General features: G+C 74.4%; 13 protein-coding genes and 1 tRNA gene. 8 read left to right on the forward strand and 6 right to left on the reverse strand.

Features of this window, described 5'->3' with window-relative positions:
- Positions 1 to 31: 31 nt before the first annotated feature.
- From ACWGJO_RS24465 to ACWGJO_RS24475, 3 genes are read left to right on the forward strand one after another with little or no spacing between them, the layout of a single operon-like run.
- Positions 32 to 565 (forward strand): PadR family transcriptional regulator, encoded by a 534-nt coding sequence (locus tag ACWGJO_RS24465; RefSeq protein WP_387695155.1) that lies wholly within the window; start codon positions 32 to 34, stop codon positions 563 to 565.
- On the forward strand, positions 562 to 1,248 hold the full coding sequence (locus ACWGJO_RS24470) for an ABC transporter ATP-binding protein (protein ID WP_452186844.1): 687 nt from the start codon (positions 562 to 564) through the stop codon (positions 1,246 to 1,248). Before ACWGJO_RS24465 ends, ACWGJO_RS24470 begins: the two co-directional genes overlap by 4 nt.
- Positions 1,245 to 3,593 carry an ABC transporter permease gene (locus ACWGJO_RS24475; RefSeq protein ID WP_452186846.1) on the forward strand — a complete coding sequence of 783 codons (2,349 nt, stop codon included), beginning with the start codon at positions 1,245 to 1,247 and terminating at the stop codon, positions 3,591 to 3,593. Before ACWGJO_RS24470 ends, ACWGJO_RS24475 begins: the two co-directional genes overlap by 4 nt.
- A gap of 113 nt (positions 3,594 to 3,706) precedes the next feature.
- Here the strand turns inward: ACWGJO_RS24475 and ACWGJO_RS24480 are convergent, their stop codons facing one another.
- The 5 genes from ACWGJO_RS24480 to ACWGJO_RS24500 all read right to left on the reverse strand — a co-directional run bounded on the left by ACWGJO_RS24480 (position 3,707) and on the right by ACWGJO_RS24500 (position 9,401).
- A complete protein-coding gene (locus ACWGJO_RS24480) occupies positions 3,707 to 4,789 on the reverse strand; it encodes a hypothetical protein (protein ID WP_452186848.1) in 1,083 nt (360 codons plus the stop codon).
- 149 nt (positions 4,790 to 4,938) lie between these two features.
- A complete protein-coding gene (locus ACWGJO_RS24485) occupies positions 4,939 to 6,270 on the reverse strand; it encodes an RNA polymerase sigma factor (protein WP_452186850.1) in 1,332 nt (443 codons plus the stop codon).
- Complete coding sequence (locus tag ACWGJO_RS24490) at positions 6,243 to 6,662, reverse strand: YciI family protein (RefSeq protein ID WP_401049898.1); 420 nt, start codon at positions 6,660 to 6,662, stop codon at positions 6,243 to 6,245. Before ACWGJO_RS24490 ends, ACWGJO_RS24485 begins: the two co-directional genes overlap by 28 nt.
- Positions 6,663 to 6,810: 148 nt before the next feature.
- Entirely contained in the window at positions 6,811 to 8,304 is a 1,494-nt protein-coding gene (locus tag ACWGJO_RS24495) for an SDR family oxidoreductase (protein ID WP_452186852.1), read from the reverse strand.
- A gap of 449 nt (positions 8,305 to 8,753) precedes the next feature.
- On the reverse strand, positions 8,754 to 9,401 hold the full coding sequence (locus ACWGJO_RS24500) for a hypothetical protein (RefSeq protein WP_401049903.1): 648 nt from the start codon (positions 9,399 to 9,401) through the stop codon (positions 8,754 to 8,756).
- A 237-nt stretch (positions 9,402 to 9,638) separates the two neighbouring features.
- On the opposite strand from ACWGJO_RS24500, the gene ACWGJO_RS24505 reads away from it, so the two are divergent.
- From ACWGJO_RS24505 to ACWGJO_RS24515, 3 genes are all read left to right on the forward strand, one after another.
- Entirely contained in the window at positions 9,639 to 10,376 is a 738-nt protein-coding gene (locus ACWGJO_RS24505; protein WP_359915091.1) for a DUF4232 domain-containing protein, read from the forward strand.
- A gap of 102 nt (positions 10,377 to 10,478) precedes the next feature.
- Positions 10,479 to 11,096 (forward strand): TOPRIM nucleotidyl transferase/hydrolase domain-containing protein, encoded by a 618-nt coding sequence (locus tag ACWGJO_RS24510; protein WP_452186855.1) that lies wholly within the window; start codon positions 10,479 to 10,481, stop codon positions 11,094 to 11,096.
- 320 nt (positions 11,097 to 11,416) lie between these two features.
- Complete coding sequence (locus tag ACWGJO_RS24515) at positions 11,417 to 12,088, forward strand: polysaccharide deacetylase family protein (protein ID WP_452186857.1); 672 nt, start codon at positions 11,417 to 11,419, stop codon at positions 12,086 to 12,088.
- Between the two features lie 7 nt (positions 12,089 to 12,095).
- Here the strand turns inward: ACWGJO_RS24515 and ACWGJO_RS24520 are convergent, their stop codons facing one another.
- Positions 12,096 to 12,806 carry a hypothetical protein gene (locus ACWGJO_RS24520; protein WP_452186859.1) on the reverse strand — a complete coding sequence of 237 codons (711 nt, stop codon included), beginning with the start codon at positions 12,804 to 12,806 and terminating at the stop codon, positions 12,096 to 12,098.
- A gap of 308 nt (positions 12,807 to 13,114) precedes the next feature.
- Between ACWGJO_RS24520 and ACWGJO_RS24525 the strand changes: the two genes are divergently transcribed.
- Both ACWGJO_RS24525 and ACWGJO_RS24530 read left to right on the forward strand, forming a co-directional pair.
- Positions 13,115 to 13,185 (forward strand) — tRNA-Cys (locus ACWGJO_RS24525).
- Between the two features lie 282 nt (positions 13,186 to 13,467).
- Positions 13,468 to 13,722, forward strand: a complete 255-nt coding sequence (locus tag ACWGJO_RS24530; protein WP_452186861.1) for a hypothetical protein — start codon at positions 13,468 to 13,470, stop codon at positions 13,720 to 13,722.
- Positions 13,723 to 13,958 lie beyond the last annotated feature (236 nt).

Consider the following 13,958-nt stretch of genomic DNA (forward strand, 5'->3'; position numbering starts at 1 on the left):
CATGTATACATGGTGTGTATAGTCCTTGATCATGTCACTCGGACAGATGCTCCTCGGGTTCCTGGAAGCCCAGCCCCGCCACGGATACGACATCAAACGCCTCTACGACGAGCACTTCGGGCGCGACCGCTCCCTGCACTACGGGCAGGTGTACGCGACGCTCTCCCGGCTGCTGAAGAACGGCCTGGTCGTCGTGGAGGGCGTGGAGGCCGGCGACGGCCCGGACCGCAAGCGGTACGCCATCACCGACGCCGGAGTCACCGACCTCGCCGACTGGCTCAACCAGCCGGAGGACCCGCAGCCGTACCTGCAGAGCACCCTCTACCACAAGGTCGTGCTCGCCATCCTGACCGGACGCTCCGCCGCCGACGTCCTGGACACCCAGCGGGCCGAACACCTGCGGACCATGCGCGAACTGACCCGCCGCAAGCTCGCCGGCGACCTCGCCGACGAACTGATCTGCGACCACGCGCTGTTCCACCTGGAGGCCGACCTGCGCTGGCTGGAACTGACCGCCGCCCGCCTCGACGACCTCACCGCCCGCCTCACGGAGACCCCACGTTGACCAGCGCCGGACCCCTGCTCACCGCCCAGGACCTGCACAAGTCCTTCGGCCTCACCCCGGCCCTCGCCGGCGCCTCGCTCACCGTCGCCGCCGGCGAACTCGTCGCCGTCATGGGCCCCTCCGGCTCGGGGAAGTCCACCCTGCTGCACTGCCTCGCCGGCATCACCCGCCCCGACCACGGCACCATCGGCTACCGGGGCCGCGACCTCACCACCTGCACCGACGCCGAGCTCAGCGCCCTGCGGCGCACCGAGTTCGGCTTCCTGTTCCAGTTCGGCCAACTCGTCCCGGAACTCTCCTGCCTGGAGAACGTCGCGCTGCCGCTGCGCCTGAACGGCATGCGCCGCAAGGCCGCCGAGGCCCGCGCCGCCGAGTGGCTGGAACGACTGGAGGTCGCCGACGTCGCCGCCAAGCGCCCCGGCGAGGTGTCCGGCGGCCAGGGCCAGCGGGTGGGGGCCGCCCGCGCCCTGATCACCGGCCCCAAGGCGGTGTTCGCCGACGAGCCGACCGGCGCCCTCGACACCCTCAACGGCGAACGCGTCATGAAGCTGCTGACCCTCGCCGCGCGGGAGACCGGCGCGGCCGTCGTCCTGGTCACCCACGAGACGCGGGTCGCCGCCTACGCGGACCGCGAGGTCGTCGTCCGCGACGGCCGCACCCGAGACCTGGCGGGCGCCCGGTGAGCGCCGCCGACCCGAAGGTCCGCCGACCGGCCCTGGACCAGCTCGCCCTCGGCGCCCGACTGGCCGTCACCAGCGGACAGGACGGCTGGGGCCGACTGCTGCTCACCGCCTGCGGCGTCGGCCTGGGAGTGGCCCTGCTGCTCTTCACCGCCTCCTTCCCCGGCATCGTGCACCACCGCGACCAGCGCCTGTACACGCAGAACGACACCTTCCGGGACGAGGACCTGCCCACCCCCGGCGACCGGACGGTCCTCGTGGCCGTCGCCGACACCACCTTCCACGGCACGCCCGTCCGCGGCCGGATCGTCCAGCCCGAGGGCCCGAACGCGGCGCTGCCGCCCGGGGTGGCCGCCTACCCGAAGCCCGGCGAGATGGCCGTCTCCCCGGCCCTGGCCGACCTGCTGAAGGACCCCGCCAACCAGCTGCTGCGCGAGCGCCTGCCCCACCCCGTGGTCGGCACCATCGGCCCGGCCGGGCTGCTCGGACCCGGCCAGGCCGACTTCGTGCTCGGCGGCGACCGCCTCTCGGTGGACACCGGCGCCGTCCGGATCACCGAGTTCGGCCACTTCTCACCGCCCAAATCCATGGACCCGAAGCTGATCCTGCTCAACGCCGTGGGCCTGACGGTGATGCTGGCCCCGGTCGGGGTCTTCCTCGCCGCCGCCGCGCGCTTCGGCGGCGAACGGCGCGACCGCCGCCTCGCCGCCCTGCGGCTCGGCGGCGCGGACCGCCGGATGACCGCCCGGATCGCCGCCGGGGAGTCCCTGGTGGGCGCGGTGCTGGGCCTGGCCGCCGGGGCGGCGCTCTTCCTGATCGGCCGGCAGGCGATCGGACGGATCCGGCTCGCCGGATTCAGCTTCTACCCCGAGGACGTCGCACCGCAGCCCGCCGTCGCCGCCGCGATCGCCGTGGTCGTGCCGCTCATGGGCATCGGCGTCACCCTGCTCGCGATGCGCCGGGCGACCGTCGACCCGCTCGGCGTGGTCCGCCGCTCCGGCCCCGGCCGGCGCCGGATCGGATGGCGCCTGATGCTGCCGCCGGCCGGCCTGGCCCTGACGGTGTTCGCCCTCGCGCTCTTCGACCCGGGGAACGGCACACACGGATCACTCCTCGTGGCAGTCGGCGTGATGCTGATGCTGACCGGCCTCTGCACCCTCCTGCCGTGGCTGGTGGAGGCCGTCACCCGACGGGCCGGCGGCGGCGGGCTTTCCTGGCAACTGGCCACCCGCCGCCTGCAGTTGGGCTCGGGACCGGCCGCCGCGGCGGTCAGCGGCGTCGTGGTGGCGATCGCCGGGGCGATCGCCCTGCAGACGCTCTTCCTCGGTATCAGCACACAGTACGAGAGCATCACCCGGGGCGTGCCCGCCGCCGGGCCGTACCAGCAGTCGGTGTCCTTCCCCGGCGGCGCGCCCACCGCCGACGGCATCGCCGAACGCCTGGCGCACAGCGCCGGGGTCAAGGCCACCGCGGCGTACACCGAGTTCTCCCTGGAGAGCGGGACGGCCAGGTCCTGGCAGCTGCCCTCGGTCCGGATCGCCTCCTGCACCGTGCTGCGCGGCTTCGCGACCCTGCCCGACTGCAAGGACGGCGATGCCTTCGCGGTCCAGGGCCCGGCCGGGCGGCCGGACGCCGAACCGGTCCGGCCCGGGACGACCGTCCACGCCGCCTACTTCCGGGGCACCGGCGAGCCGGCCCCCTTCCCGCTGCCCGCCGTGACGGCCACCGTCACCGCCGTCGAGGGCGCGGACCCCAACGGGCGGCTCGGATCCGGCCTGCTGCTGCTCACCCCCGCCGCCGTGCCGGCCGAGGCGCTGCGCGGACAGCCGGCGACCGTCCTGGTGTCGCTCGCCGACGGCCTGACGGACCCCAAGGAGCAGCTGACCACCGCCGTGATGGCGATCGACCCGCAGGCCCGCACCGGGTTCCCGCTCGACAACACGCTCGACCCCACCTACCTCGCGGTCAAGCGCCTGCTGACGGCGGGATCGGCGATCACCCTCCTGCTGGTCTCCCTCAGCCTGCTGGTCGGCCAGCTGGAGCGCTTCCGGGAACAGCGCCGCGTGCTCGGCGTGCTGAACGCCGTCGGCACCCGCCGCCGCGTCCTGGGCCTGTCGGTGCTGTGGCAGACGCTGCTCCCGATGGCCCTGGGCCTGGGGTTGGCGGCCGTCGGCGGCCTGCTGATGGGGACGGTGCTGCAGTACGCGGCGGGCGTCCCGTGGAACGTGGACTGGGGCTCGATGCTGGCCATGTCGGGAATCGCGGCCGGCGCGGTCCTCCTCACCACCGCCCTCGGACTGCCGCAACTCCTGCGGCTGATGCGGCCCGACGCCCTGCGCTACGAGTAGCCCGGATCCCGCGCGGCGCCCCGACGCACCCCGGCCGGTCCCCGCGAGGGGCCGTCTCCCGCGCCGGGGCGGGAGACGGCCGCGGAGACGGCCGCGGAGGCGGCCCGGGACGGTCAGCCGCCGACGGCCGACCCGTCCGCGACGGGCCGCCAGGGGGAGAGGTCGACGGCGCTCTGGACGTAGCCGGCCCGGTCCCAACTGCCGTTCGCGTGACGGATGGTGTGGTAGAGCGAGCCGCTGTTGGCGCAGGTCTCGAAGAGCAGCTGCAGCTCGTTGTTCACATTGGCGCCGTCGGCGCCGCACACGTAGAAGGGCTGGGTGAGGATCTGCTGGCCGATGGGCCCCCAACCGGCCCAGTTCCCGTCGGAGTTGCGGATCGTGTGGTAGACGGCGATCTGGCTGTTGTTCACCACGGCGACCTGCAGCGCGCCGTTGATGCCCACCGCGACCACGTCGTGCGGCCAGCCCCAGGGGGAGGGGGTCCCGGCCGCGCCCATGATGTTGCCCCAGCCGGCCCAGGTGCCGTCCGCGTGCCGGATGGTGTGGAGCACGCTGCCGTCGTTCCACATGGTGGCCACGATGTGCAGTTCGCCGTTCACCTCGGCCGTCGCCAGGCTGAAGAACCTGTCCGAGCCGAGTCCCGGAGGGGCGCTGATCGCCCCCCAGGGCTGCCAGCTCCCGTCCGGGTTCTCGACGGTGTGGACGAGCCGGCCCGCGGGGTCGACCGCCGCCAGCTGGACCCGGCCGTCCACCATGGCCGCGCCGGCCGTGCCCAGCTGGAAGTACTCGCTGGAGACGGGCAGTTCCGCCAGGCCCCGCATCGGGGCCGGCGCGGACCAGCTGCCGTCGGGCTGCTGCGTCGACTGGACGAACTGCACGCTCATCGGGCCGGAACTCCGGAGCCCGAACAGCCGCAGCCGCCCGGAGTCGACGACGGTCGTCCAGTACCGGAAGCCGCCGAACTGCGGGATCTCCCTGGCGGCGTCCCAGGTGCCGTCCGGCGCCCGGCGGGTCTGGACGACCTTCCACGGATCGGCGCGCAGCATCAGGTTCAGCCCGGCCGTCGGGGCGGCGTCGCTCCCGGTCGAGCGGGGCGCGGCCCCGGCCGGCGCGGCCGTCATCACGGTGGCGAGCGCCACCGAGGCGGCCAGCAGCGAAGCGACGCGTACCCGGCGTCGGCGGGTGGTCCTCAGCACGAAAAAATCCCCCTGTTCAGGTGGCCCCGATCGGGCCAGGTGCTGTCATACCAGAGCCAGGAGAGCAAGGGGAAGCGGAAATTCCGCCGGCCGCGGCCGCGGCCGCTGGCGGGGGCAGGGGCGGGGGAGAGCGGCCGGGCCGGCGGACGTCACCCCAGCGCGGCCGCCTTGCGCAGCAGCACCGACCGCTCGCGGGAGTTGCGGCACAGGCGGGCGGCGAGTTCCAGCTCGGCACGGGCCTCGGCGGTGCGGTCGAGGCGGAGCAGCAGTTCGCCGCGCACGCCGGGGAGCAGGTGCGACCCGGACAGGCGGCCGGAGGCGGCCAGGTCGTCGACGATGGACAGCGCCTCCCGCGGTCCGCCCGCCATCGCGACGGCCACCGCGCGGTTGAGGTCGACGACGGGGGAGGGGGCCACCCGGCCGAGCGCCTCGTACAGGAGCACGATGCGGTCCCAGTCGGTCTCCGGCACCGAGGGCGCCGTCGCGTGGCAGGCGGCGATCGAGGCCTGCAGACCGTATGGTCCGAGTCCCCGCCCGAGGGCGGCGGCACGGCCGAGCGCGGCCAGACCGCGCCGGATCGCGGAGCGGTCCCACCGGCGCCGGTCCTGGTTCTCCAGGAGCACCGCCTCGCCGTCGGGCCCGGTGCGGGCCGGGAAGCGCGCGGCGGTGAGCTCGAACAGCGCGAGCTGGCCGTGCACCTCGGGCTCCCCGGGCAGCAGGGCGGCCAGGACCCGGGCCAGCCGTACGGCCTCGTAGGCGAGGTCGGGGCGCAGCAGGTGGTCGCCGGCCGTCGCCGTCGAGCCCTCCGTGAAGACCACGTACAGGACGCTCAGGACGGCGCCGAGCCGCCCCGGCCGTTCCTCGGGCTGCGGCAGCTCGAACGGCACGCGGGCGGCGGCGATCGTCTTCTTGGCCCGGGTGATGCGGGCCTGCACGGTCGGTACCGGCACGAGGAAGGCGCGGGCGATCTCCTCGCTGGACAGGCCGCCCACCACCCGCAGCGTGAGTGCCACCCGGGCCTCGGGCGACAGCACCGGGTGGCACGCGACGAACATGAGGGACAGGACGTCGTCGTCGACCCGGTCCGGGTCCCACGGCAGATCGCCGGACGGCCCGGGCGGGCCGGCCGCGCCCGAGCCGGACCGGCCGTCGGCGAGCCGGCCGGCGAGCTCGGCGTACCGCTCGTCGAGGGCCGACCTGCGGCGGAAGGCGTCGATGGCCCGCCGCCGCGCGGTCGCCAGCAGCCAGCCCACCGGGTTGGCCGGCGCACCGTCGCGCGTCCAGGTGACGAGTGCCTCCGCCAGCGCCTCCTGCGCGACGTCCTCGGCCAGCGCGAAGTCCCCGGTGTACCGGGCCAGCGCCCCGACGATCCGTGCCGACTCGATCCGCCAGACGGCCTCGACGGCCCGCCGCGCCGACTCGGCGACCGGCGGGCCGTCGGTGGCCCCGGCTGTCACAGCTGGCCGGTCCGCTCGCGCCACGCCCGCTCCTTGACGATCCACTCGTTGTCCTGCGGGAACTCCTCGATGCCCGGCACGCGGCGGACCTCGCACTTCGAGCCGGGCAGCGCCGGGAGGCGCTTGGCCCACTCGACGGCCTCCTCCTTCGAGGCGACGTCGATCACGTAGAAGCCGCCGAACAGCTCCTTCGTCTCGCCGTACGGTCCGTCGGTGACCACCGGGGTCTCCCCGCTGAAGTCCACCACCACGCCCTGCGAGGGGTCGTCCAGCCCCTCGGCGGCGACGAGCACGCCCGCCCGGATCAGCTCCTCGTTGAAACGGCCCACCGTTTCGAGCATCTCCTCGAACGGCGTCTCCATCATCTTCGCGACGGACTCGTCGGTGCCCCGCATGATCAGCATGTACTTCGCCATCTCCGGCCTCCTCGTTCGGGGGTCGCCTCTCGACCCTTCCGGTCCCAGGTCGAACGGCGCGGTCGCGGATCGACACGGTGGACGGACCTGGATCATTTTCTTCGCGGCGGACGCCCGCGCCACATCGGGGGCCGGGGGCCCGGCCGGATCAGGGCTGCCGGCGGGCGCGTTCGGTGATGTTGCGGGCCATGCCCCCGAACACCACGGTGTGGAACGGCGCGACGGCCCACCAGTACGCGTGTCCGGCCAGGCCGTGCGGGTGGAACAGGGCCCGCTGCCGGTACCGGGTGCCGCGGTCCCCGTCCGGTGCGACGGAGAGTTCGAGCCAGGCCAGCCCGGGCAGGCGCATCTCGGCCCGCAGGCGCAGCAGCCGGCCGGGTTCGATCTCCTCGACGCGCCAGAAGTCCAGGGAGTCGCCGACCCGCAGCCGGGCCGGGTCGCGGCGGCCCCGGCGCAGTCCGACGCCGCCGACCAGGCGGTCCAGCCGGCCGCGCAGGGCCCAGGCGAGCGGGAAGGAGTACCAGCCGTTGTCGCCGCCGATGCTCTCGATCACCCGCCAGACGGCGGCGGGCGGCGCGGTCACGGCGCGTTCCCGGACGTCCTGGTAGAGGCTGCCGCCGGCCCAGTCGGGATCGGTGGGCAACGGGTCGCTCGGGGCGCCGGGCAGGGAGGCGGAGGACCAGCGGGTGGCGACGTCGGCGTCCTTGATCCGGCGCAGGGCGAGCGTGACGGCCCGGTCGAAGCCGGTCAGGCCCTCCGGCGGGTCGGGCACCCAGCGGGCGATGTCGTGCTCGCCGCAGACGACCTCGTGGCGCAGGGACTCGACGAGGGGGCGGGCGATGGAGTTCGGCACGGGGGTCACCAGGCCGACCCAGTGGCTGGAGAGGCGGGGGGTGAGGACCGGCACGGGGACGATGAGACGCCGGCGCAGCCCGGCGATGCGGGCGTAGCGCCGCATCATCTGCTCGTAGGTGAGGACGTCGGGGCCGCCGAGGTCGAAGGTGCGGTTCAGCCCGGGCGGCAGGTGGGCGGCGCCGACGAGGTAGCGCAGGACGTCCCGGACGGCGATCGGCTGGATCCGGGTGGAGACCCAGCGCGGGGTGACCATCGCGGGCAGGCGTTCGGTGAGGTGGCGCAGCATCTCGAAGGAGGCGCTGCCGGAGCCGATGATCACGGCGGCGCGCAGTTCGGCCGTGGGAACACCGCCGGCGCGCAGGACGCGGCCGACCTCGGCGCGCGAGCGCAGGTGGGGGGAGAGGTCCGCCTCGGGCACCCCGGCGGGGACGAGGCCGCCGAGGTAGACGATCCGGGTGACGCCGGCGGCCGCCGCGGCCGCCGCGAAGGCGCGGGCGGCCTCCCGGTCGGTCGCCTCGAAGGAGGGTCCGGTGCCGAGCGAGTGGACGAGGTAGTAGGCGACGTCGACGCCGTCGAAGGCCCCGGCGAGGGTGGCGGGGCGGGTGACGTCACCGGTGGCGGTCTCCACCCGGGCCCGCCAGGGCTGGTCGCGCAGCCGCCGGGGATCGCGCACCAGACAGCGCACGGTGTGCCCGCGGGCGAGCAGTTCGGGCACGAGCCGGCCGCCGATGTAGCCGGTCGCCCCGGTCACCAGGCAGCGCAGCGGGGCGGGCCGCAGCGGTTCCATGTCGACTCCTCCTCCGGAAGCGGCACCCGCGGGGTTTCCGCCGGGCCGGGCCTCCGCCGGGCCGGGCGGAATGACGCAACCAGCGTCGCGCACGGTGTTCGGAGCCGGCGCGACGACGGATGGGCCGGCGCCGTGGCCGGTCACTCCCGCGCGGCACCTCGTCCCGCGGCTCCTGGTGGAGCCACCCGGGCTCCGTCCGGTGCCCGGGCGGCAGGTAGTTCTCGTCCGGTTCCACGTTCCCGCACCAGTGGGCCCGGCGCGCCCGCTGCGGCTCCCGCAACCACCCGGGCCGGGCCAGGGCCGGTTCGCGGACCCGGCGGGGGCCGGGATCGTCGCGGTGGACGCGACGGCGTACTCCTCGGGCGGCCGGTCGCACAGCTTCTCGGCGAGCCCCGGCCCCGTCCCCGGCCCGCGGCCCCCGCGCCCGGGACCGGAGGGCAGGGCGGCGCTCAGTGGCAGACCAGCTTGTTGCGGGCGAGTTCCTGCACGGTGCCGGGCGAGACCGGGGTGTCGCAGGAGACCGTGCCCTCGATCTCGGCGTCGAAGGTGCTGTAGACGGGGTGGTACCCGAAGACGTAGGCCCAGCGCCCCTTGCTCGGGTCGCTCCCGATGGGCCCGTCGACGACGCAGGTGAAGGCGTCGGCCGTGCCCTGGACGCGGTGGGTGCCCTTGAAGACCGCGTAGTCGCCGGGGCGGGAGAAGTTCAGGGTGATCTTCTGGGACCAGCTGCTGGTGGTGGACTTGCCGGTCTGCACGGAGAAGCCGACCTTGACGGAGACCTTCGCGAAGAGCGCGCCCGCCGAGGCGCTGATCTCGGTCGAGGCGTTGAACGTGGTGCTGACGGCCTGCACCTCGGAGACGGTGGTCTCGATGGAGCCGGTGGTGCCCGGGGCGATGGTGATGCCCTTCCAGTGCGTCAGTACCGGGTCGACGGTGGCGGTCGCGACCTCGAACAGCTGGGTCTGCGGCACGCGCGGGTCGCACGGGTCGTTCAGCGAGTCCGCGTGGGCGGTGCCCGCGCCGAGCGCCGACGCCGCCGCGGTCAGGACGGTGAGGGCGGCGGGTAACGCTGTTCGCCGCATGAACGTGTTCGTCAAGGGGACTCCTCGGGGGAGGGATGTGTCGGACCGTCATGCTACCGACACACGGAACGGCCCCATCGGGGCCGGAGCGGTCCATCGCCCGCTGCCCGCAGCGCATCTGACCGAATGTCACGATCTGATCTTCATCCTGTCCTGACGATTGTGACGCTGTGCATGCCACCAAAAGCCGTCGACCGACCGTCCTGTGAGGTGTCCACGCACATCAGCACGCACCGTCATCGGGGAGCCACCATGTCCGTCCGCCACCGTCACCAGCTGCTCGCCTCCGCCGCCCTCGTCGTCGGAGCCGGCCTCGCGCTGACCGCCTGCGGGCCCGACAACACCGACACGGCCGGCGGCCCGGGGGCCTCCGCGGCCGCCACGGTGGCCGTCACGCCCCCGACGGCGGGCGGCCCGGCCTCCGGCGCCCCCACGGGCGCACCGGCCACGGGAGCGGCGACGAAGCCCGCCCCGCAGAAGCCGTCCGGCGCGAGCACCCCGGGCGGCACCAAGTCCGACGGGGGCAGCGCCGGCGCCGCCGCCCACCCGTGCGACATCAAGAACCTCTCGATCAAGGTGACGGCCCGAGCCGGGGCGGCCGGCCAGCGGGTGATCGAGGTGCGCAACACCGGTGCGAGCGCCTGCAGCCTGAGCTCCTCCCCGGGGGTCGACCTCGGCGACTCCGTCTCGCCCGACCAGAGCAAGAACGTCAAGCCGATACTCGCCAGCGGCACCGAGCGCTTCACGGTCCCGGCGGGGCAGAACGCCTACGCGGTGATCGACCTCGACCCGAGCGGCGCCACCACCGGCACCACCCCCGGCATCAACGAGATCAACGTGCTGGCCGACGACGAGGGCACCAACATGCCCCTCGCGAACACCCAGAACTTCCCGCTCGACAGCGGCGTGCGGGTGCTGAACCCCAAGATGGGCAACTACCGCTCCAGCGTGGCGGATGCCGTCGCCTCCATGACGGCCGCCCCCAAGTAGTCCCGGACCGGCCCGGCCGGCACGGCGGCATCCGTCGCCGCGGCCGGGCCGGGCGGCGAAAACCCCGCGCCCGGCCGGCCCGGGCGGGGGCAGAATCGCCCCATGAAGGACATGCGGGTGTTCCGGGAGGCGGTCATCGGCTGGGCCGCGGGTGCGGACGGCGGGCCGGCGGGCGAGCTGGCAGACCGGCTTCGGGTACGGACGGCGGTACTGCTGGAAGGCCCGAGCGACCTCGCGGCCGTCGAGGCGCTGGCCGCCCGCCACGGCCGGGACCTGGCCGCCGAGGGGGTGTGCGTCGTCCCGATGGGCGGGGCGATGAGCGTCGGCCGATTCGCCGGCCTGCTCGGTCCGGCTGGACTGGGCCTGCGCCTCGCCGGGCTGTGCGACGAGGGCGAGCAGGGCTTCTACGAGCGCGGTCTCGAACGCGCCGGCGGTCCGTGCGACGGGATCTTCGTGTGCGCGGCGGACCTGGAGGACGAGCTCGTCCGCGCGCTGGGCGTGCCCCGGGTCGAGGAGATCCTCCGGGCCGAGGGCGACCTCCCGGCCTGGCGGACCTTCGTGCGCCAGCCCGCCCAGCAGGACCGGCCGCCGCACCAGCGCATGCGCCGCTTCCTCGGCACGAAGAAGGGCCGCAAGATCCGCTACGGCCGCGTCCTGACCGAGGCCCTCGACCCGCAGCGGGTCCCCGCCCCCCTCCAGGGCCTGCTCCAGCACCTGTGACGGCGCCCCGGTCCCGCCCCGGCCATCGCAGTCGCCATTGCCATCGCCGTCGCCGTCATTGTCGACAACGTCATCGTCATCAGGGCTGTTCGGCCGGTCCCCCGGCGGGCCGCTCCCGCTCCGGCATCCGGGTGAAATGAAGCGGAGTCGCCTGGCGCGAATGGAAGCCGGGTCCGACGCTGCCAGAATGCAATTTCCTCGGGTCCACCTGCACAGGCGGTGCCACCGGACAGCTGGAGCGGAACATGCGAATCATTCGACCACGCAATAGTCCGGAAAGGGAGACCGGCGCAGGCGCCGGAAGCCTCCCGTGGACACTCATGTATCACTCGGTGACGTCGACGGTCGAGGACCCTTATCTGATCACCGTCGATCCCGCGCGGTTCCGCCGCCAGCTGCGCTGGCTGTCCGCCCGCGGGCTGCGCGGGGTGTCGGTGGGCGAGCTGATGCGTTCCCACCGGGACGGCACCGCGGCGGGCCTGGTCGGGCTCAGCTTCGACGACGGGTACCGCGACTTCCTGGAGGAGGCCATGCCCGCACTGGCGGAGTACGGCTTCACCGCGACGGTCTACGTGGTGGCCGGCCGGCTCGGCGGATGCAACGACTGGGACCGACAGGGCCCGCGCAAGCCGCTGATGACGGCGGACGAGGTCCGTGAAGCCGCTGCCGCCGGGGTGGAGATCGGCTCGCACGGGCTGACCCACCGGCGGCTGGCGGGCCTGGGCGGGCGGGACCTCGCGGCCCAGGTCACCGACAGCCGCCACGTGCTGGAGGACCTCACGGGCCGGGAGGTCGACGGGTTCTGCTACCCGTACGGCTCGCTCGACGACGCCGCCGTGGAGGCGGTGGAGCAGGCCGGCTACGCGTACGGGTGCGCGGTCAGCCCCGGGCCCCACAGCGGGGTGTACGCGCTTCCCCGATGTTACGTCGGAGACCGGGACGGACCGCTGCACCTGACCGCGAAGCTGGTGCGCGACCGCTTGCGGCGCTGACGGCCGCTCAGCGGCCGGCGGCGGAGGGTTCCGCGGCGGGTTCCAGGCGCAGCCAGGACTCGTGCCACAGCAGGGCGCAGCGGCGGTCGCAGCCGGTGGGGGCCGGCTCGCCGCCGCAGCGCAGGCCCTGGAGGATGAACCAGCGCCCCCCGGTGGGGTGCTGCCACCAGGCCAGGGACCGGTGACGCAGCTCGGTGGCGCCGTGCCGGGTGCCGGCGTGGAGCTCCATCCCCGGCTGGAAGGGGACGCCGTGCAGGCGCCCGTCGGAGCCGAGGGTCGCGTGGATCTCCGCGAGGCTGCGCACCGTCGCCCACAGGGCGACCGGCCGGGCGGCGGGGACCGGCGCGGGGGCGGGCTCCAGCCATTCGTCGCGGAACAGCAGCGCGCACTCCATGCCGCAGCCCTGGGTCCCGTCGGCGCCGTGGCAGGTGGCGCCGGCCAGGGCGACGGTGCCCGACAGGCGCCGCACGCGGTAGTGGTCGTCGATCATGCGGCGCACGACGCGTTCGACCTGGTAGACGCCGCCGCAGAACGACCATTGGCTCCGGGTGAACCACAGGCCGCGGTGGCGGTCCTTGGCGTCCAGGGTGGCGCGCACCACGGCCTCGTCCTTCACCCGGACCCAGTCCCCCTCGGCGAAGCGGGAGGGCCGGCCGGGCGCCGGAATGTCGGCGCGGCGCTCACGCAGGCCTTCGCGGACGATCCGCGCGCGACGCACGACACCGAGCGGCGGAAGGTCGCGCAGGGGCAGACTCTTGTACTGGCACCGGTTCGTGGCGGATTCGCCACGCAGCTCCGTGATACGGGTGAACCGTGATTCCTCGACGGCCATCAATGAAATCCCATCGGGTTGGAGATATCGGCACAGGCTAGCGCAACATGACTTTCCCCGGGTCGGCCTCCGGGCCCTTTCGGCGCCATGTCGAGAGAAATAACACTAGAAGCATTAAGAGCCTTCCGGAGTGAAAATCCAGCACTTCCGGAGAGTTCCGGTTCATACGTGTGTAATGTTTCCACCGTTGTCGAGGTGGAGTGGCCGAGTGGCGAGGCGACGGTTTGCAGGACCGTTCAGACGGGTTCGATTCCTGTCTCCACCTTTTCTCCTGTCCGCCGGTGCCGGGGTGTGTCCCGCCGGCCGTCCCCGTGTCGGCCGGCGGTCCGTCGGCCCACCGCAGGAACAGCCCGGCTGCCGCCCCCGACCGGACGGCGAGGCCCGGGCCGGGGGCCTCCCCGGGAGCGCTGACCCGGCATCAGCCCCGGCGGCTCCGGGCCGCCCGGCCGCGCACGGCAGGCCGCCGCTCACCGGCCCGCAAGGCCCGCCGACCCGCGGTGGGAGCCCGGCGCCGACGGCGGTCCCCGACCGTGGCATGCTGCCCGGCATGACCGACAGCCCGGACACCGGAGCCCCGGACGGGACCCGATCCTTCGCCACCGCGCGCGAGCCGGCCGAGTTCCCCGCCGTCGGGATCCAGGGGGTGCCCGGTGTCCTGCACGCCGGGGACCTGAGCCGCGGCAGGCCCCGCACCCTGTGCGGGCTCCGCTGCTTCAAGGTCTTCCTGTGCCGCTTCGAGCCCGGGGGCCCGGCCTCGTGCCGGAAGTGCCGGGCCCTGGTCGGGGCCGCGCCGTCCCGGTAGGGCGGGCAGGAACGCCCGCACGACCTGCTTCCGCGCGAGGCCGGTGACGGGTCGCTGCGGCACGGATCTGCTCGCCGCGCCGCGCCGGGGCCCGCGGATCGCGATCCGGCAACACCGGCCCGGACCGAGGGCGCCGACCACCAGGACCTCGTCCGGCGCCCCGGCGCCCGGTCACGGCACCGGCAGTGCCGGCAGTACCTGCGGAACCGAAAACCGGACCGCCCGGGTGCCGGCTC

The organism is Kitasatospora sp. NPDC054795 (assembly GCF_053611565.1).

Bases quoted from the DNA above. Each gene is read 5' to 3' on its own strand.
- ACWGJO_RS24465 (WP_387695155.1), top strand. From the start codon at position 32: ATGTCACTCGGACAGATGCTCCTCGGGTTCCTGGAAGCCCAGCCCCGC.
- ACWGJO_RS24490 (WP_401049898.1), bottom strand. From the start codon at position 6,662: ATGGCGAAGTACATGCTGATCATGCGGGGCACCGACGAGTCCGTCGCG.
- ACWGJO_RS24495 (WP_452186852.1), bottom strand. From the start codon at position 8,304: ATGGAACCGCTGCGGCCCGCCCCGCTGCGCTGCCTGGTGACCGGGGCG.
- ACWGJO_RS24505 (WP_359915091.1), top strand. From the start codon at position 9,639: ATGTCCGTCCGCCACCGTCACCAGCTGCTCGCCTCCGCCGCCCTCGTC.
- ACWGJO_RS24510 (WP_452186855.1), top strand. From the start codon at position 10,479: ATGAAGGACATGCGGGTGTTCCGGGAGGCGGTCATCGGCTGGGCCGCG.
- ACWGJO_RS24515 (WP_452186857.1), top strand. From the start codon at position 11,417: ATGTATCACTCGGTGACGTCGACGGTCGAGGACCCTTATCTGATCACC.
- ACWGJO_RS24530 (WP_452186861.1), top strand. From the start codon at position 13,468: ATGACCGACAGCCCGGACACCGGAGCCCCGGACGGGACCCGATCCTTC.